Raw genomic sequence first — 17,722 nt, 5'->3', positions numbered from 1 at the left:
TGATTATAAGTTTATGCTATTTATTTGAGGAATCAATGAGGACTAAGACAAGCGGTTATATTTGTTGATAAACGGTTAATTAAATCGGCTCATTCAACAAAACAGTAGTAATTAAGTGTAAATGCATTTAAGTCAGAGGCAACTTAATTGCGAAATAAGTCTAAAGCGTATTTTTAACTAATTTAAGCTCGCGGCGGCTCACTGGCAATAACTCACTGCACCCTTGTAGCTCAATCATATGATTGCCATTCCCTTTTGAATGCAAGGCTATTACTTTTTGTTTATTCACCAATGTATTGCGGTGAATTCGTAAAACATATGTGGGATATTGCAGCTCTAATTGCTTTAGGCTTTGCTCAAGTAAAGCCTCTCCACCCGAGAATATCATTTTGGTATACTTTTCTTCGGCACTAAAATACAAAACATCATTTATATCAACACTACGTAGGGTACCTGCTAGCTGATAAGAGATTTTTACATTTTGTTGTTTTTGAATATGTACTTTATTTAAACGCCCGACTTGCTTAAGCACCTTTTGCAATGATTGCTCTGAAATAGGTTTAACTAAATAACCTGCAGCGCTTAATTGTAAAGCATCGAAGGCATGCTCAGGGTGGGCAGTTATAAAAACAATAGCAGGAGGTAGAGTTAAACTATTGAGCTCATTAGCAACTTGTAAACCATTCATACCAGGCATATCAACATCTAAAAAAATCAAATCTGGCGTTTGCTTTTTAGCAAGTACTAGGGCTTCATTACCATTACTTGCCTCACCTTGTACAACTATACTTTTATCGTGTGCTAACAAACGGATTAAGCGAGATCTCGCAAGAGGTTCATCATCAACAATGAGCACATTCATACGCGGCCCTCAATTAGCTTAGGGATAACGACCTTGACCCTAAACACATCATTTTTATTAGTAATTGTTAGCTGCGCTTTATTTTTATAATAAATATTTAATCGCTGGCGAATATTTTCAAGCGCCATTCCGTTATTAGGCCTAGTTTGAGCATTAGAAATTGTTATAGGGTTAGAAACAATCATGGTTATATAGCCGGTAGTGATATGTAGCTCTACTTTTATTTCTGCACCATGCTCACTTGTTTCAACGCCGTGGCATACCGCATTTTCAATTAATGGCTGCAGGGTTAAGCAAGGAATGCTCAATGCGGGTAGTTCATTAGGTATTTGCCAATCAACTCTTAAGCGATTACCAAAACGCCACGTTTCAAGTGCGATATATTGCTTACTCAACGTTATTTCATCTTCAAGAGATACATTCTTCCCCGAGTGCATTGCAGCCTGCGATAAGGCGGCTAATGCTAAAATAGCCTGTTCTGCAGCATCGGCATCATGATGAGTAAGCTCTGCAGCAGTGTTTAAACTATTATATAAAAAATGAGGACGTATTCTAGCTTGTAGGGCATCAAGCTCAGCACGAGAAAGCGCTTTAGTTTGCTGCTCTTTTTCAAAATGAATTAATAAAAACTGGACGAATAAAGCCGCCAGTAAAGCCACTATAATGCAATTGCGAAGTGTGAAATAAATTAGGTTATTTGTATCATCTATATCAAAAGCAAAATGAGAAAATAAAATACTAAAAATACAGGTAGATAATAAAAAAAAGGCAAAAAATAGACTTAATTGAAAAGTTTGAGTACGTTTTTGTAAGAAAAATCTACAGAAGTATAAAGAAGAGGTACCGACTAAAACAATTAAATGCATAAACAAACTAATGATCCCAAGTCGTAGCCAAATATCTCCTTCTACATTAGGTGCAAAAGCTAAAACAATAGCAATAACTTGAGAAACAATAAGCGTGGCTAATACGCCTCGCTCATTAAAAAGAGCCGAAAAAAGCAAACCATCATTTTGAAGTGACTTGCTCATAACGACTCTCCTTTAATCTAAATGTTTAATATATTTAAATTAACGTAGCTCTACAGGAACAGCAAATACTATATTTTCTACTTCACCTGGGTTCTCAACAACCTGTGTGCCACCTAGCTCTTTTAATCGGCTTATTACTTGTTGTACAAGTACTTCTGGCGCAGATGCTCCCGCAGTTACGCCAACTGATTTAGAGCCTGAAACCCACTGTTCTTGTACATCAGTTGCGTCATCAATTAAATAAGCAACTGTGCCCATTTTATCTGCAAGTTCACGTAAGCGATTAGAGTTAGAGCTATTTTTAGCGCCAACAACTAATAGCACATCAACTTTATCAGCTAAGTCACGAACAGCGTCTTGACGATTTTGCGTTGCATAACAAATGTCATCTTTACGAGGTCCGTCAATTGATGGGAATTTATTGCGTAGTGCATCAATAACATCTGCTGTGTCATCAACTGAGAGTGTTGTTTGGCTGCAATAAAAAAGATTTTCAGCATTTTTTACATTAAGCGCAACAACATCATCAACGGTTTCAACAAGATAAATGCCACCGGCTGAGTTATCATATTGTCCCATTGTTCCCTCTACTTCAGGGTGGCCATGGTGTCCAATTAAAATACACTCAATACCTTTACGACTCGCACGTGTAACTTCCATATGTACTTTAGTTACAAGCGGACACGTTGCATCAAATACTTTTAAATCACGACGTTTAGCCTCTGAGCGAACAGCTTGCGAAACACCATGTGCACTAAAAATAACAATGCTGTCGTCAGGTACTTGATCAAGCTCTTCAACAAATACCGCACCACGACTTTTTAATCCATCAACCACATAGCGGTTATGTACTACTTCGTGGCGCACATAAATTGGCTTTTCAAAAATATCTAGGGCGCGCTCAACAATACTAATAGCACGGTCAACACCAGCGCAAAAGCCGCGTGGATTAGCTAGTAATATTTCCATTAACCTTCCACCTCAATAATATCAACTTCAAACGTTAAACGTTGGCCAGATAAAGGGTGATTAAAATCAATCGTTACCGACTCACCTTGCACTTCGCGAACTAATCCAGGAAGCTCAGTACCGTCAGGTTGAGTAAACGCAATAATTGCACCTACTTTGGCTGGTGTTTCTGGGCCAAATTTACTACGGTCAACGTAGTAAATATTATCTGGATTTGGCTGACCAAACGCATCTTCAGGTTCTAATTCAAACGTTTTACTTTCGCCTGCAGTTAAACCTAATAAACACTTTTCGAAGTTTGCCGTTAAACTGCCATCGCCCATTGTTAATTTAGCAGGTTTGTTGTGCACCTTGGTAGAATCGGCGGCAGAGCCATCTTCTAATTTAATAGAAAAATGGAAAATAACTTGCGAGTTTTCACCAATTACAGCTTGGCTCATGCTTTATGCTCCTTCGGACTCTCGCCGGTAAAGGCATCAAATAACAATAATGCTGCGCCAATACAAATAGCGCAATCAGCAATATTAAATACAGGAAAATGTGAGTCTTTATAAAATACGTGAATAAAGTCGATTACATAACCATACGCAATACGATCGTATAAATTACCAATAGCGCCTGCAAGTACCAGTGCATAAGCACCGCATAGTACTTTGTTTGTTGCAGGTAAGCGTTTTAGCCACCACACAAGCAAAGCACTAATAGCAATAGCAATCGCACTTAAAAACCAACGCTGCCAACCACCCGCTTCACTTAAAAAGCTATAAGCAGCACCATAGTTATGCACATAAGTAATACTAAAAACAGGGAGTAAGTTTATCGACTCTTGATAAGCCATAGTCCCTACAACAAGTGTTTTACTGGCAAAGTCTATTACTAATAGTAATAGACTCAACCAAAGCCACACTAAACCACTTTTTTGGGCTAGTTTGTTCACTAAGAATAACTCCTAAGCGAATTGACGCTTTTCGCCTTCGCCGTCAACATTACTTACACAACGACCACAAATTTCAGGATGAGCAGGGTTAACACCTACATCTTCGCTGTAATGCCAACAACGCTCACATTTAGCAGCATCTGTTGCAGCAACACTAATGAATAAACCTTCAATTTCGGTAGCTTGTGTATCAGCTGGCTGACTATCAACTTCAGAAACATTTACGGCCGATGTTAATAATACAAAACGCAGTTCATCACCAAGCGCATTTAATTTAGCGGCAAGCTCTTTACCAGTAAATAAATTAACCGTTGCTTGAAGCGTTGCACCAATGACTTCTTCTTTACGTGCAGCTTCTAATAAGCGGTTTACTTCGTCGCGTACTGTTAGAATTTCTAACCAGTCATCGTTACTAAATTGGCTATTTGTTGGCGCTTGTAAGCCATCATACCAAACAGATGTAAATACGTAGTCACTACGCTCACCCGGTAAAGCTTCCCAAATTTCTTGTGCGGTAAAGCTCATAATAGGTGCCATCCAACGCGTCATTGCTTCTGCAATATGATAAAGCGCTGTTTGACAAGAACGACGTGCATGGCTGTCACTCTTAGCTGTGTACTGACGATCTTTAATGACGTCTAAATAGAACGAACCAAGCTCACCCGTACAGAAGTTCATTAGCTTTTGCGTTACTAATAGCATTTGGTAGCTATCGTATGCGGCTAAAATTTCGTCTTGCAACTGAGCAGCACGACCAACAATCCACTTATCAAGCTCAACCATATCATCAACAGCAACTTGATCTGTTTTTGGATCAAAACCATTTAGGTTAGCTAGTAAGTAACGGCTAGTGTTACGAATACGGCGGTAGCGATCGGCAGAGCGTTTAAATATTTCATCCGACACAGTCATTTCTGCCGTGTAATCGGTAGAGGCAACCCATAAACGTAGAATGTCGGCACCTAGTTTATTCATCACATTTTGTGGTGAAATAACATTACCTAGTGACTTAGACATCTTGCGGCCGTTTTCATCAACAGTAAAACCATGAGTCAATACTTGGCGGTATGGTGCATGACCATTAATAGCCACTGATGTCATCATTGATGACATAAACCAACCACGGTGCTGATCAGAACCTTCAAGGTATAAATCAGCTGGACCAACCAAGTCTTCACGTGCGTCTACAACACATGCGTGTGAAACACCTGAGTCAAACCATACATCTAGCGTATCTTGCACTTTCATATATTGCTTGGCATCTTCTTCACCAAGTAATGTGGCTGGTTCTAAATCGTACCATGCCTGAATACCAGATTTTTCAACTAGCTGTGCAGCTTGCTCAATGAGTTCTTGAGTGTTTGGATGAAGTGCACCGGTATCTTTATCTGCAAACAATGCAATTGGCACACCCCAAGTACGTTGGCGAGATATACACCAATCTGGGCGGCTTTCAACCATGTTCGAAATACGGCTTTCGCCCCACTCTGGCAACCACTGCGTGTTTTTAATTTCTTTTAAAGAATCTTCACGCAAGTTAGCCTGATCCATACTTACGAACCATTGCGGTGTAGCACGGAAAATAATCGGTGTTTTATGGCGCCAACAATGTGGGTAACTATGAGTTATAGCATGATGATGCATTAATGCACCGTGCTCTTTTAATACTTCAATTACGCTCGCATTTGCTTTAAATACATGCTGACCTGCAAAAAGTTCAGTATCTGGTAAATAAACGCCATTAGCGCCAACAGGGTTAGCTACTTCAAGGTTGTAATTTAAACCAGCCACGAAATCTTCTTGACCATGCCCTGGTGCTGTATGTACAACACCGGTACCTGAGTCAGTCGTTACGTGTTCTGCAACAATCACTGGTACATTAAAATCATAAAAAGGATGGGCTACTTGTAAGTTTTCAAGTGCAGCACCTTTTACATAACCTAATACGTGGAAGTGATTAAAACCAAAGCGGTCCATTGCATCTTTAACAAGCTCAGAGCCTAAAATTAGACGTTGTTGTACGCCTTCATCTTCAACCTGCACCAATGCATATTCTAAATCGGCATGCACAGCTACCGCGCGGTTTGCTGGAAGCGTCCACGGTGTTGTTGTCCAAATAACAGTACCAACACTGCCTTCACCTTTATGACCATCAGCCAAATCAAATGCACTAACAACAGCATCTTGATCAACAAATGTAAAACGTACATCAATCGCTGGTGATTGCTTATCTTGGTACTCAACTTCAGCTTCTGCTAATGCAGAACCACAATCTGTACACCAATGCACAGGCTTAGCACCTTTATGCAAATGGCCTTTTTCAATAATACGACCAAGTACACGAATTGCATTCGCTTCAAAGTCAAAGTTCATTGTTAAGTAAGGCTTATCCCAATCTGCAAATACGCCTAAACGTTTAAAATCAACTTTTTGACCTTCAACTTGTTTTTTAGCGTATGCACGGCATTTTTCACGAAACTCGCTCGCGGTTACTTTTACGCCCGGCTTGCCTACTTTTTTCTCAACCATTAACTCGATTGGTAAACCATGACAATCCCAACCTGGGACTAATGGTGAATCAAAGTCAGATAATGTTTTAGACTTAACAATAATGTCTTTTAATATTTTATTAACTGAGTGGCCTAAATGGATGTCGCCATTTGCATACGGAGGGCCGTCATGCAAAATAAAGGTCTTTTTACCTTTCTTAGCGCTGCGAATTTGACCGTACAGGTCGTCTTCATACCATGCTTTAAGCATTTTTGGTTCACGTTGTGCCAAATTGCCACGCATTGGAAACGGTGTTTCCGGTAAGTTCAAAGTATGTTTATAGTCGCTCATTTATCCTACATTCCGTCTCTATCGGCTACCTGATTTAAACCAAAACACTGCTTAGCGGCAGCAACATCAGTTGCTATTTGCGCCGTTAATTGTGTTAATGTCTCGAATTTTTTTTCATTGCGAAGTTTTTTTATTAACTCCACATGCATAAATTGTCCGTAAATATCCTGTGCAAAATCAAAAAGATGAACTTCTAATAATGCACGAGTTCCATTAAATGTCGGCTTATTGCCTACATTTGCAACTCCAAAAATCTGTTTTCCTGCAATCGTTGCTTGCACTGCAAACACCCCGTTGACAGGACACACTTGGCGTTTTAGGGCAATATTTGCCGTTCTAAAACCGAGTTCACGTCCTCTTTTCCAGCCGTGTATAACACGCCCAGAAATAGCATAATCGTGACCAAGCATTGTTTTAGCACTTGCTAAGTCACCAGATGCCAAAGCATCTCGTATTAAAGTGCTGCTTACTCTAGCATTTAATTGACGAAAACTCGCGGTGCTTTTTACGTCCATGCCCGCTTGCCTGCCCATGCTAGCAAGTAAGTCAAAGTTACCTTGGCGCTGCTTTCCAAACTTAAAATCATCGCCAACAGTGAGAGCTTTAACACCTAACTTTTTAATCAAAATATCATTAACAAATTGCTCAGCATGCATGTTTGCAAATTGCTGATTAAAGCTAATGCAAATAACTCGCTCAATACCCAAATCACTAAGCAAACGTAGCTTATCTCGTAAGCGCGTTAGCCGTGCTGGGGCATTGTTTTTAGCAAAAAATTCTTGTGGCTGGGGTTCAAATAGCATTACAGTGCTAGACAAACTATGCGCTTTAGCATCAGTAAGTAAGCCTTTTAGTACTTCTGCGTGGCCTAAATGAACACCGTCAAAATTACCAATAGTTAACACACAACCAAAGTGGTGTGGGCGAATATTGTGTATACCTCTAATTAACTCCATGCCACCTAATGCCTTGTTTAGCGAGCTATTAATTACGACTGAAAATTAATTAAAGCCGCAGAGTTGCCGATTATAATCTTTTTTTTAGTTTGATTCAGTAATTGCTACACTTTTTATCGTATTTAATCTAACGCCCATCAAAAATAGCATTGCAAAGTAACTAATACCTGCCAAAGCCACGAGTGCTATTAATAAGACTACCTGCTGTGTAAAAGCCCATGTAGCCCAGTAATAGTAACTGCTCACAAACCATGTAACAGCTCCCATAACCATACTTGCAACAACACATTTTAGTGTAAAGCGCATACTCATTGATGAAAATTGATACACATTTTCTTTTTTAAGCTGCCTATACAGCAAAAATGCATTACAACTAGCCGATAGCGAAGTAGCGAGTGCTAATCCTAAATAACCAATGAAAGGAGCCAGCATAATATTAAATACCATATTCAACACTAAGGTAATAATACCAATACGCACCGGCGTTTTTGTGTCTTGACGAGCATAAAAGCCAGGAGCAAGTACTTTAATCAGCATAAAGCTTACAAGCCCTACTGAATATGCGACTACGCCTAAACTAACTGCTTTAACATGATCAACACTGTCTTCTTTAAACGCACCGTGGTCGAACAATACGGTGATAATAAGCGGGCTGATGATCATTAGACCTATCATTGCTGGTAGGCCTAAAAATATAACAAAACGCACCCCCCAGTCGAGGGTATGCTGAAAGTCACTACTTTTTTTACTGCTATGTAACCTAGAGAGCGCCGGTAAAATAACTGTCGCAATACCAATACCAAATAAGCCCAACGGAAATTCAATTAAACGGTCTGAATAATAAAGCCATGCAATCGAGCCTGTCATCAGTAATGAAGCAATCATGGTATCAAGCAACAAATTAATTTGGCTAATAGATACACCAAACAAAGCAGGAAGCATAAGTTTACGTACTTTTTTTACGTTTTCGTCTTGCCATGCCCAGCGTGGACGCGCCAACATTTTTGCACGGTATAAAAATGGAAGTTGAAACAATAACTGCACAACGCCACCAATAAATACGCCAATTGCGAGTGAATAAGCCCCGACACTAAATTTATCATGTAAAAAAATTGCACACGTAATAATAGAAACATTGAGTAGAACAGGTGTAAATGCAGCAACAGCAAAACGGTTATACACGTTCATTACCGCACCACTAAGCGCAACTAAGCTTACAAAAAACAAATAAGGGAATGTAAATTTAAGTAATGAACTTGCAAGTTCAAACTTTTCGGCATTGGGTCCGCCTTGCCACCAATCTATAAACCAACCGGTGCCAAACAATGCTGCAATAACGGGTGAAGCAACAACACCTATAATAGTGACAATCAGTAAAATGGTTCCTAATGTGCCAGCTGCTTGTGCAACAAAAAGTCTGACCTTGTCGTCGCCTTGCTGTTCTTTAATTTCACTCAGCACGGGTACAAATGCTTGTGCGAAGGCACCTTCTGCAAATAAACGACGTAAAAAATTAGGAATACGGTTAGCAAATAAAAAAACATCAGCCGCCGCACTTGCGCCTAATAAATTGGCAACGACTGCATCTCGAACGAGCCCTAAAATACGCGATATCATAGTCATACAACTAACAATCATACCGGAGCGAAATAAACCTTTTGACACCTTAAACCTACTCAAAAATCCTCAAGATAGGCGATTATGCCACAGTCTTTTTTATAAATCGCTTTAAAGCACTAGGCTGGGGGTCTGTGCTTTGTTACAATGTCGGTATTAACTGCTAAAGCGGCAAATTGATGCTCGTTATATGGTGCAGTTTTTCTTGGATTGTTAAATTTAAATTGACATTCATGATAGAAACAGGCATATTCCACGGCCTTTAATTTAAGCTTTATTTTAAGATTGTTAGGAGCAAACCTTGGCTAACATCAAGTCTGCAAAAAAACGCGCTATCACAAGCGAAAAAAACCGTCAGCACAACGCAAGCCGTCGTTCAATGATGCGCACTTACTTCAAAAAAGTAATTGTTGCTATTGAAGCGGGCGATAAAGAAGCTGCACAGCAAGCTTTTTCTGTTGCTACACCTATCCTAGACCGTTACGCAACTAAGGGTCTAATTCACAAAAACAAAGCAGCTCGTCATAAGAGCCGTATAGCAGCTAAGATTAAAGCTCTATAATTTGTTTTTGATAGAATATAAAAAACCGGCTTTTGCCGGTTTTTTTTTGTTTAAATTTTAAATGTACTTACTTTATTAGACATTTTCTAAATCTGGATAAAACTTCTTAAGCATTGCCGCTATTTTTTTAGGTGTAAATGGCTTTACTACAAACCCTTTAGCGCCTTTATCAATTGCATCCTTAACATTCTCAATACCTGAATGTGCCGACACCATAACCACATTTGTCTCTGGGCTTAATTCATTGATTTGTGCAATCAAATCTTTACCATCACCGTCTGGCAATTCAATGTCTAAAAAAATGATATTATAATTTGCAGCTTGGCACTCACTAATACATTGTGAGGCAGTAGATGCTTCCTTTACGTTATCTATCCCTAAGTGCATGAGCGTTTGGCTCAAAAAACTACGCACTGTGCTAACGTCATCTACAATTAAAATTGATAGCTGCGTATTCATCTTTATTCCTCGTAGGCTATAAGCTAACTTTAAGTTATCATAATAATTAGCTTAGTATATAAATTTACTCATTTAATTATAGAGACCTACGGAAAAAAGGCCAGATTTGCTTTATGTCTAAAACCCCAAATAAACAATCGTTGCTAGGTAAAGCACCGGCAAGAAAAAAAACAGCGCAAAAAAGAAAACCTCAGCGTTCTACTCAGCGCCCTTCACCTAGCGAGTTAAATTCCAGTGCAAAGAATGATATAAGCCAAAAAACAACGCAAAAAAAAGGACTGTTTATATCACTCGCTGTCGTTGCTGTAATAATTTTAGCTTTTCCAAAACCTACCTTACTCACCTATAAAAAATTAGGGATGGTAAGTGAGAGTGTTTACTGGCCCGGATTCTTTGGCAAGGGGGCTACTTTAATTGATTCAAACCTACACCCCACCTATGATTCTAGCCGTGAGTCCCTTTATTTATGCAGTGACTTACAAAAACCGCAGAGCTGCCAAAAGTATCAAGTAATTGCTGATAATGGTTTATTTTCAGCAATCGGTAGCTACTTTTAGCATTAAAAAAACTAATCTGAAAATTTAAAATTACTTGGTTGAAAGGTGCGCAAAAGATCAACATAATGGCGCTCCTTTTTTCAACAACTGAACTATTGAAACGACCATGCTAAACGAGCTAGATTGGCTTTTAAATACTACACTACTTGCACTAGGTTTAGGTGCATTCTTTATTAACCAGATAACACTGCTGCGCGTTGCCGCCATTAGTGCGTGTGGTTTATTATTCTTATCATTTAGCTTAGATCTTATGTCGTCGAGTGTTATTTCAAATATGAGTTTAGTGTTGATCAATACTTTTTACTTGTTTAAAGTTTATACATTTGGGCAGTTTAATGTAACCCAAAGTTAACAACTTTTCCCTAGAATATTTAATAGCCCAGCATTGCTGGGCTTTTTTTTGTTAAGAATTTAAAAATATTAAAAAGCACTTTCAATCAAGATGAAAATTAGAGCTTCAGGGGCACACAAGCACTACTGTGAAAATAATGCTTGTGTACTGCTAAAAAGAGGAATACATAGTAAGTAGGCTAGTCCGCTATTATTAACTCGCTTTGGGTTTGTATTTTAGAAGGAGTATCCTCTGCATTAGCCTGATTAAACCAAGCTGAAACACCAAGTATAATAATTGAAACAATAACTAGGCTTAATTTAACGCCACTTTGACTCGATTTCATAACACCCTCTTTGTATTTTTTATTAGTGAGAATACCTTTTACACTAATGAAAATTACAAATGTTAACAAGCTGTTTTTTAAACTAATTAGCTATCAGCTAATAACCTTTAGTTCTATCTATTGGATTATTAAGTACTAACCCCTTATTCAAGCATTCAATATTATCGGCTATTTGCTCTAGAACACTATTTAAATCAGAAATCGCCGCGCAATGTGATGTAAGCGTTATTTTGGGGTTTCCCCAGTAAGGGTGATTCGACGCTAAAGGTTCTTGATCAAATACGTCGAGTGTAGCTGCGCGTAAGCTATCGTTATTTAATGCACTTAGTAAGTCTTGCTCAACAACATGAGCACCGCGAGCCACATTAATAACAACAGCATGTTTAGGTAGCTTTGCGAGCATTGAGTGATTAATAATGCCTGTCGTTGCTTGCGTAAGGGGTAATAGACATACAAGATAGTCAACATCAGAAAGCATACTATTGAGGCCTTCCTCGCCATAAAAAATTTCGACATTAGCCGCGCTTTTATTACTTTGCGCCCAGGCACTTACCTTAAAGCCATTATTTATAAGCTTTTGCGCGCATGCTTTACCTAATTCACCAAACCCAAGTATGCCGACATGTTTATTACTATGCGCCCGCTTTGGCTTCCATGTTTGCTGTGTTTGTTTAATGTAATACTCTTTTAAACGTAACTTTTGAGCTAACACATGTGTCAGTACATATTCCGCCATATCTTCAGCTAGTTGCATGTCAACAATACGTACTACTTCAACACTTTCGTCGAGTAATGTTAAATCGATACTGTCTACGCCAGCACCAAATGACGACACAGCCTTTAAGTTAGGTAGCTGTGGCCACATAGATTCTGGCGCTTTCCACGCAAGTACAAAATCCACATCATGTGCGTTTTTGCAATCAGGCCATTGCTCTATCAGCGTATTTGGTAATCGCTCTTGTAACTTCGTTATTAGTTTTGTGTTGTCACGCCCAGTTATAGCAACCAATACCGACATAAATTCTCCTAACAATACACAGTTTATAAGTTAGCACTTTAAAAAGTCACACTACTGCAAAGTAACTGTCACACCCTTTTTTTAATCTTACATGTATGGCGAATAGGCCAAACGGAATATGAGGTTAATATGATAAGTGTTGATAAAGTAATTGCTGCAAATTTACCACAACTAGAGAACTCTCCAAAAGTAAAAGGTTTAGTAAAAAAAGGCCTAGGCTACTTATTACATGAACAAGAGTTTGTTACTTTTGGTAATGCCTACCCTCACCTACAAGGATTAGAATTTGTTGAACAAGTGCTCGATGAGCTCAATTTTGATACGCGCTATAAACCTAAGCAGATAGAACATATTCCTAATGAGGGTAAACTTGTTATCGTTGCTAACCATCCTATTGGTTCATTAGATGCTTTAGCACTTATCAAAGTACTTTCAACTGTAAGACAGGATTTAAAAGTAGTGGCAAACCGCATGTTGATGTCGGTTACTCCAATGCACTCACTTTTACTCCCCGTAGATAACTTATCAGGCATGAGTAAGAAACAAGAGCTTAGTAATATACAAAACCATTTAAAGGATGAAGGCGCATTACTTATATTTCCGGCAGGAGAAGTATCGCGATTAGGGCCAACAGGTATTAAAGACTGCAAATGGAATAGTGGCTTTTTACGTATGGCAAAAAAAGCTAACTGCCCTATTTTACCTATTTATATTAAAGCCAAAAACAGTCCACTTTTTTATGGCACATCAATGATTTATAAACCTTTGGCAAGTTTACTATTAGTGGCCGAAATGTTTAAGCAGCGCCAAAAATCTTTAGAGTTTGAGATTGGCGCCTCTATCCCTCCTGAATCTTACTTAATAGAAAATCTTAAAGATAAAGAAGTTGTAAACCTCATCCGTAAACAGCTTTATAGGCTTACAACAAAAAAAGCACTGCCGCTAAAAACACAAACACCTATCGCTGTTCCCGAGTGCAGAAAAGAGCTAAAAAAAGCAATTGAGCAATGCCAACTACTTGGTAAAACGCAAGACGGTATGCATATTCATCTATACCAATATGCAGGTAGCTCACCTATTTTTAGAGAGTTAGGGCGTCTGAGAGAAATAGCATTTAGAGCAGTCGGTGAAGGTAGTGGTAAGCGTCGTGATATAGATAAATACGATATGGATTACCAACACCTTGTACTGTGGGACCCAATGCAGCTAGAGCTGGTAGGTGCTTATCGATTAGCCTGTGCACAACAGATAATACAAAAACATGGCCGCGAAGGTTTGTATACTGATAGCTTATTTTCTTATACCGACGCTATGACGCCCTATCTAAAACAAGGAATTGAGCTTGGTAGAAGCTTTGTACAGCCTAAATATTGGGGACGTAAGAGCCTCGACTATTTATGGTATGGCATTGGCGCTTTTATAAAAAGCTATCCACAGTACAGGTACTTGTTTGGTGCTGTAAGTGTATCAAATGCTCTACCCGAGCAAGCAAAAGCCATGCTCGTTTATTACTATCAGCATTACTATAAAAGTGGTATTGAATTAGCTACGCCTAATAATGAATTTAAATTAACTGAGCAACAGCTAACCCAGTGCAATACTCTTTTTTGCGGCAATGACGTAAAAGAAGATTTTGTAGAGTTAAAGCATGTGTTAGCTAATATGGGGGCTCAAGTCCCTACTTTATTTAAACAATACACTGAACTTTGTAAACCAGGTGGCGTGCAATTTTTAAGCTTTAGTATTGATCCCGATTTTAATAATTGTATTGATGGATTGGTATTGGTCGATCTTGAAAATGTAAAAGAAAACAAAGCCAAACGTTATTTAGAATAACCAATAATAAGAGAGTGCTTTATATTTATAAAGTACTCGATTTATATTTATAAAGTACTCGATTTATATTTAATTATTTATAAATATCTGCTCTAGTAAAGTTGTATAAATAGCTTCAATTTTAAGTAAATCACTAATAGATACGTGTTCATTAGCTTGATGAATCGTATTGTTTCGCACACCACATTCAATAACTTGAGTATGGGGGCTGGCAAAAAATCGTCCATCTGATGTCCCTCCATTTGTACTTAGTAATGGGTAACTTGAAGTGTTTTTGTAAATAGCCTGCTCAATATGAGTAAGTAAACTCCAACCCGTATTATGGCTTGTATAATAAGGCTCGCATGGGCGTTCCCACTCAATTGTAAAATGCTCAGCAAACTTGTTTAGGGTATTCATTAATTGCATTTTAACTGCTGCGCTACTGTAACCGTGGCTATAACGTACATTAAATGTAATCTCACAATGACTTGGCACTAAATTATCGACCACATTATTTATGTTAATTCCAGTCACTTGCAGTGTGGTTTTTGAGCTAGCCACATCGAGTAACCAGATCTGATCACTCAAGCTATTTACTATTTTTGCAGCAATATGAGCAGCATTGACTGTGTTTTGAGGATAAGCTACATGACCTGCCTTACCAGTAACTAAAATCCGAGCTGAAAGCGCACCACGACGGCCATTCTTAACCGTATCGCCAACTTGTGCCACACTTGATGGCTCCCCTACAATACAGCCATCTAATACAACACCTTGCTTGGCAAGCTTATTAACTATTTCTTGAGAACCAAATTCAGCTTCTCCCTCTTCATCTGACGTGATAAGCCAGTAAAGTGTCCCTGCTTTAGCGGATTCACTATTAATTAACTGTTTTGTGGCGCTAAGCATGGCGGCAACACCCCCTTTCATATCGGCCGCCCCTCTACCGTATATTGCATCATTGCGCACTCGCCCTTCAAAAGGAGGACTTAACCAACCGCTACTTGTTGCTGGTACTACATCAATGTGCCCTGAAAAAGCAACACATGGGCCATCTTTGAATTTTATGCAGGCAATTAAATTGGTTACACCATTTATAGTAAATTGCTCGCAACTTAACCCTAAATCCACCAATTTATCTGCAAGCCAATCAATTGCACCCGCTTGGTTAGGGGTTACTGATTCAAAGCGAATTAGTGTTTGTAAGTGCTCTACAACTTCTTTTTGAATATCCGTTGTTTTTGATTTTTTTTCGAATGCTTCTAAAAACATGTTAAACACACTTTATTATTTAATGTGCCTTTATTAAAACGTGAGTTTATGACTAAGCGATGTCAGCCTTAATACATTCATATGACTGTTGATGAAATAAATATGTCAATCTTTTCAAAAGCAGAACGACGCTAAATTTAATCTAAATCAATAAAGCATTCCACAAGGTTAAAATGTTTTTTAAACTTTGATCTAGAACAAGTTTTCTTTTTTATTGCTCGGTAATAATAGCGCCAATCAAACAGTAGTTCTTGGAGAACAACATGAAAACTCAAATTAGCATCGCATTATTAACCTCTTTATTAGCACTCTCTCCAGCTGCACACGCTAACTTTAGCGTAAATGTTGGCGCTATTAACGTAAACCCTGATAATAGTAGCTCAGCAATTAATGAAGCACCTACGCTGGGCCTTAAAGGTGATTCAGATACTCAACTAGGTATCACTGTAGATTATGCATTTAACGATCAATGGGTGTTAGAACTAATAGCAGCAACACCTTTTTCACACGATGTAAATGGCGCAGGCGGCTTAGCAGGCAACAAAATTGCAGATATAAAACAGCTTCCTCCTTCTTTAGTTGCGCAATACCACTTTTTAGATACAAGCTATGCGCTAAGACCTTTTATAGGCGTAGGCATAAACTACACTGCATTTTTTGATGAGCAACCCTCTCAAGCACTTAAAGCAACACTAGGAACAGACGATGTAGAAGTAAAATTAGATGATTCGTTTGGCTTTATGGCTCAGGTAGGCGCTAACTATAAAATTGATGCAAACTGGGGTTTACACGCTATGGTATCAATTATGGATATTGATACCGATGCCACTGTTTATGCTAATGGTGCAAAAGCACTTACATCAACTGTTGAGCTTGACCCCGTTGTTGCTATGTTCGGTGTTAGATACAGCTTTTAAAGCATATATAAAGTAGTACGTAGTTACCCAATTACAATGTGTGTTAAAAGGCCGAAAGGCCTTTTTTTCATTTGTAGAGATTAGGGCAGGTTACTTAACTTTTTCTGCTCTAACATTTCTTTCCAGTGCATTACTTCACTTGGCAATATAGGTGTTTGCCCATCAAAACCAGCCACTTCAAGCATTTCTTCAATACTTATAATACCCTTTTTACTCTTAAATACACCGCGTACATAAGCAATAGCATGTAAGCCTCGCTCTGAGTGAAATTTTTGCTCAATATAAAAGTATTTATGATCCCAGCCAACTAACTTAGTACTTATTGTATATCGCTGCATAGGTTTAATATCGCGGATATAAGTAATAGCAGTTGCGTTAACAATCGGAAACCAACGACGCTTCATTATTTGTTTTAGTAAGCCAACACGCTCCGTCATCCACGTGCGAGATAAATCCATCATCGCGAGGTAACGTGAGTTTGTTAAATGTAAATTAATGTCACAATCAGTAGGTAGAGCTTTGTAATCAATATCTACCGTATCAAGTAAATTTTGATATTGCTTGTTACGTTTAATTTTAAAAAACAATAATAAAAGTCGAATATATAAGTTCACAAAAAAGGTCTTACCAGTTAAATTTATTCGAGTGTAGCATAGCCCCTTGCGAAGACGAATATTCTACTTTAATCTTAAATCACTATTACAATAAAAAGATAACTCATGAAGTCAAAACTAAAAATTATTACTGCGCTAACTCTATTAGCGCCTAGTTATAATGCTTTTGCCGATTTTTCATTACCGGGTAAAGGCTCTGTTACTTACCCTACTGGTGTAGTTAAAGAATTTAAATTTGGTTTTGAATGGCAGCAAAAAGCTGAAAAATTCACTATTGGCTCTAAAAGTTACAATATGGAGCAGATCCCTAGCTCTTACTCGGTAGCTATAACGCTTTCAAAGGATGACAGCCAAATATGGGTGCAAGAATTTAATAATGGGTTTATTGAAGAGTTTGAATGGCTAATTGGCGAACATAAGATCACTTTAAAAAAGCAGCAGTTTAGCGATCCGGTAAAAGGTGACTATGTTATTGAGCTAAATGGCCGTAGCTATTTTTTCACTCGTAATAACGCCAGTATCGTAATGAACTTTAACGAAGAAGGTATTGAGACGATTGCAGTTGATGGGGTAACAAAAAATATGGGCACTAAAAATTAGTCCCCATATTTTAAT

At 38.4% G+C, this 17,722-nt stretch carries 19 protein-coding genes; 6 read left to right on the top strand and 13 right to left on the bottom strand.

From position 1 onward, the window contains the following. Nucleotides 1-160: 160 nt before the first annotated feature. The 8 genes from I6E82_RS10785 to murJ all read right to left on the bottom strand — a co-directional run bounded on the left by I6E82_RS10785 (nt 161) and on the right by murJ (nt 9,219). Entirely contained in the window at nt 161-862 is a 702-nt protein-coding gene (locus I6E82_RS10785; RefSeq protein WP_197117873.1) for a LytR/AlgR family response regulator transcription factor, read from the bottom strand. Then, a complete protein-coding gene (locus I6E82_RS10780) occupies nt 859-1,893 on the bottom strand; it encodes a sensor histidine kinase (RefSeq protein ID WP_197117871.1) in 1,035 nt (344 codons plus the stop codon). Before I6E82_RS10780 ends, I6E82_RS10785 begins: the two co-directional genes overlap by 4 nt. A 39-nt stretch (nt 1,894-1,932) precedes the next feature. Beyond that, nucleotides 1,933-2,862 (bottom strand): 4-hydroxy-3-methylbut-2-enyl diphosphate reductase, encoded by a 930-nt coding sequence (ispH, locus tag I6E82_RS10775; protein WP_007581370.1) that lies wholly within the window; start codon nt 2,860-2,862, stop codon nt 1,933-1,935. Beyond that, a complete protein-coding gene (fkpB, locus tag I6E82_RS10770; RefSeq protein WP_002958231.1) occupies nt 2,862-3,302 on the bottom strand; it encodes an FKBP-type peptidyl-prolyl cis-trans isomerase in 441 nt (146 codons plus the stop codon). Before fkpB ends, ispH begins: the two co-directional genes overlap by 1 nt. Continuing rightward, nucleotides 3,299-3,799: a signal peptidase II gene (gene lspA, locus I6E82_RS10765; RefSeq protein ID WP_197117869.1), complete on the bottom strand. Its 501-nt coding sequence runs from the start codon at nt 3,797-3,799 to the stop codon at nt 3,299-3,301. Before lspA ends, fkpB begins: the two co-directional genes overlap by 4 nt. 12 nt (nt 3,800-3,811) lie before the next feature. Beyond that, nucleotides 3,812-6,640, bottom strand: coding sequence for an isoleucine--tRNA ligase (gene ileS, locus I6E82_RS10760; protein WP_024589422.1), 2,829 nt, complete (start codon nt 6,638-6,640; stop codon nt 3,812-3,814). A 5-nt stretch (nt 6,641-6,645) separates the two neighbouring features. After that, the gene (gene ribF, locus I6E82_RS10755; protein ID WP_197117867.1) at nt 6,646-7,596 is read right to left on the bottom strand and encodes a bifunctional riboflavin kinase/FAD synthetase; all 951 of its coding nucleotides are present in this window, start codon (nt 7,594-7,596) and stop codon (nt 6,646-6,648) included. 84 nt (nt 7,597-7,680) lie between these two features. Then, the gene (gene murJ / locus I6E82_RS10750; RefSeq protein WP_033012718.1) at nt 7,681-9,219 is read right to left on the bottom strand and encodes a murein biosynthesis integral membrane protein MurJ; all 1,539 of its coding nucleotides are present in this window, start codon (nt 9,217-9,219) and stop codon (nt 7,681-7,683) included. A gap of 295 nt (nt 9,220-9,514) precedes the next feature. Between murJ and rpsT the strand changes: the two genes are divergently transcribed. Beyond that, nucleotides 9,515-9,775, top strand: coding sequence for a 30S ribosomal protein S20 (gene rpsT / locus I6E82_RS10745; protein ID WP_002958225.1), 261 nt, complete (start codon nt 9,515-9,517; stop codon nt 9,773-9,775). 75 nt (nt 9,776-9,850) lie between these two features. On the opposite strand, the gene I6E82_RS10740 is transcribed toward rpsT, so the two are convergent. Continuing rightward, nucleotides 9,851-10,234 (bottom strand): response regulator, encoded by a 384-nt coding sequence (locus I6E82_RS10740; RefSeq protein WP_002958224.1) that lies wholly within the window; start codon nt 10,232-10,234, stop codon nt 9,851-9,853. Nucleotides 10,235-10,347: 113 nt separating this feature from the next. Here I6E82_RS10740 and I6E82_RS10735 point away from each other — a divergent pair, with 113 nt between their 5' ends. Both I6E82_RS10735 and I6E82_RS10730 read left to right on the top strand, forming a co-directional pair. Further along, nucleotides 10,348-10,791, top strand: a complete 444-nt coding sequence (locus tag I6E82_RS10735; RefSeq protein ID WP_121954439.1) for a hypothetical protein — start codon at nt 10,348-10,350, stop codon at nt 10,789-10,791. Nucleotides 10,792-10,897: 106 nt separating this feature from the next. After that, nucleotides 10,898-11,143 carry a hypothetical protein gene (locus I6E82_RS10730; protein WP_002958222.1) on the top strand — a complete coding sequence of 82 codons (246 nt, stop codon included), beginning with the start codon at nt 10,898-10,900 and terminating at the stop codon, nt 11,141-11,143. A 178-nt stretch (nt 11,144-11,321) separates the two neighbouring features. Here the strand turns inward: I6E82_RS10730 and I6E82_RS10725 are convergent, their stop codons facing one another. Continuing rightward, nucleotides 11,322-11,468, bottom strand: coding sequence for a hypothetical protein (locus tag I6E82_RS10725; protein WP_197117865.1), 147 nt, complete (start codon nt 11,466-11,468; stop codon nt 11,322-11,324). A gap of 97 nt (nt 11,469-11,565) precedes the next feature. Beyond that, nucleotides 11,566-12,486, bottom strand: coding sequence for a 2-hydroxyacid dehydrogenase (locus I6E82_RS10720; protein WP_197117864.1), 921 nt, complete (start codon nt 12,484-12,486; stop codon nt 11,566-11,568). Between the two features lie 129 nt (nt 12,487-12,615). On the opposite strand from I6E82_RS10720, the gene I6E82_RS10715 reads away from it, so the two are divergent. After that, nucleotides 12,616-14,322 (top strand): GNAT family N-acyltransferase, encoded by a 1,707-nt coding sequence (locus I6E82_RS10715; RefSeq protein ID WP_197117863.1) that lies wholly within the window; start codon nt 12,616-12,618, stop codon nt 14,320-14,322. 69 nt (nt 14,323-14,391) lie between these two features. Here I6E82_RS10715 and dapE read toward each other — a convergent pair whose 3' ends face one another. Next, nucleotides 14,392-15,576 (bottom strand): succinyl-diaminopimelate desuccinylase, encoded by a 1,185-nt coding sequence (dapE, locus tag I6E82_RS10710; protein WP_197117862.1) that lies wholly within the window; start codon nt 15,574-15,576, stop codon nt 14,392-14,394. Between the two features lie 263 nt (nt 15,577-15,839). Here dapE and I6E82_RS10705 point away from each other — a divergent pair, with 263 nt between their 5' ends. Then, nucleotides 15,840-16,493 carry an OmpW/AlkL family protein gene (locus I6E82_RS10705; protein ID WP_002958218.1) on the top strand — a complete coding sequence of 218 codons (654 nt, stop codon included), beginning with the start codon at nt 15,840-15,842 and terminating at the stop codon, nt 16,491-16,493. An 80-nt stretch (nt 16,494-16,573) separates the two neighbouring features. Here I6E82_RS10705 and I6E82_RS10700 read toward each other — a convergent pair whose 3' ends face one another. Then, nucleotides 16,574-17,107: a thioesterase family protein gene (locus I6E82_RS10700; RefSeq protein ID WP_002958217.1), complete on the bottom strand. Its 534-nt coding sequence runs from the start codon at nt 17,105-17,107 to the stop codon at nt 16,574-16,576. 105 nt (nt 17,108-17,212) lie between these two features. Here I6E82_RS10700 and I6E82_RS10695 point away from each other — a divergent pair, with 105 nt between their 5' ends. Further along, complete coding sequence (locus I6E82_RS10695) at nt 17,213-17,707, top strand: hypothetical protein (RefSeq protein WP_197117861.1); 495 nt, start codon at nt 17,213-17,215, stop codon at nt 17,705-17,707. Nucleotides 17,708-17,722 lie beyond the last annotated feature (15 nt).

This window comes from Pseudoalteromonas sp. NZS11, from assembly GCF_015864765.1.
GTDB lineage: Bacteria > Pseudomonadota > Gammaproteobacteria > Enterobacterales > Alteromonadaceae > Pseudoalteromonas > Pseudoalteromonas arctica.
This window is presented reverse-complemented; position numbering and strand designations above follow the sequence as displayed.

Excerpts from the sequence above, each read along its gene's own strand:
- I6E82_RS10785 (WP_197117873.1), bottom strand. The coding sequence starts at position 862 with ATGAATGTGCTCATTGTTGATGATGAACCTCTTGCGAGATCTCGCTTA.
- I6E82_RS10780 (WP_197117871.1), bottom strand. The coding sequence starts at position 1,893 with ATGAGCAAGTCACTTCAAAATGATGGTTTGCTTTTTTCGGCTCTTTTT.
- ispH (WP_007581370.1), bottom strand. The coding sequence starts at position 2,862 with ATGGAAATATTACTAGCTAATCCACGCGGCTTTTGCGCTGGTGTTGAC.
- fkpB (WP_002958231.1), bottom strand. The coding sequence starts at position 3,302 with ATGAGCCAAGCTGTAATTGGTGAAAACTCGCAAGTTATTTTCCATTTT.
- ileS (WP_024589422.1), bottom strand. The coding sequence starts at position 6,640 with ATGAGCGACTATAAACATACTTTGAACTTACCGGAAACACCGTTTCCA.
- ribF (WP_197117867.1), bottom strand. The coding sequence starts at position 7,596 with ATGGAGTTAATTAGAGGTATACACAATATTCGCCCACACCACTTTGGT.
- murJ (WP_033012718.1), bottom strand. The coding sequence starts at position 9,219 with ATGACTATGATATCGCGTATTTTAGGGCTCGTTCGAGATGCAGTCGTT.
- I6E82_RS10740 (WP_002958224.1), bottom strand. The coding sequence starts at position 10,234 with ATGAATACGCAGCTATCAATTTTAATTGTAGATGACGTTAGCACAGTG.
- I6E82_RS10735 (WP_121954439.1), top strand. The coding sequence starts at position 10,348 with ATGTCTAAAACCCCAAATAAACAATCGTTGCTAGGTAAAGCACCGGCA.
- I6E82_RS10730 (WP_002958222.1), top strand. The coding sequence starts at position 10,898 with ATGCTAAACGAGCTAGATTGGCTTTTAAATACTACACTACTTGCACTA.
- I6E82_RS10725 (WP_197117865.1), bottom strand. The coding sequence starts at position 11,468 with ATGAAATCGAGTCAAAGTGGCGTTAAATTAAGCCTAGTTATTGTTTCA.
- I6E82_RS10720 (WP_197117864.1), bottom strand. The coding sequence starts at position 12,486 with ATGTCGGTATTGGTTGCTATAACTGGGCGTGACAACACAAAACTAATA.
- I6E82_RS10715 (WP_197117863.1), top strand. The coding sequence starts at position 12,616 with ATGATAAGTGTTGATAAAGTAATTGCTGCAAATTTACCACAACTAGAG.
- dapE (WP_197117862.1), bottom strand. The coding sequence starts at position 15,576 with ATGTTTTTAGAAGCATTCGAAAAAAAATCAAAAACAACGGATATTCAA.
- I6E82_RS10705 (WP_002958218.1), top strand. The coding sequence starts at position 15,840 with ATGAAAACTCAAATTAGCATCGCATTATTAACCTCTTTATTAGCACTC.
- I6E82_RS10695 (WP_197117861.1), top strand. The coding sequence starts at position 17,213 with ATGAAGTCAAAACTAAAAATTATTACTGCGCTAACTCTATTAGCGCCT.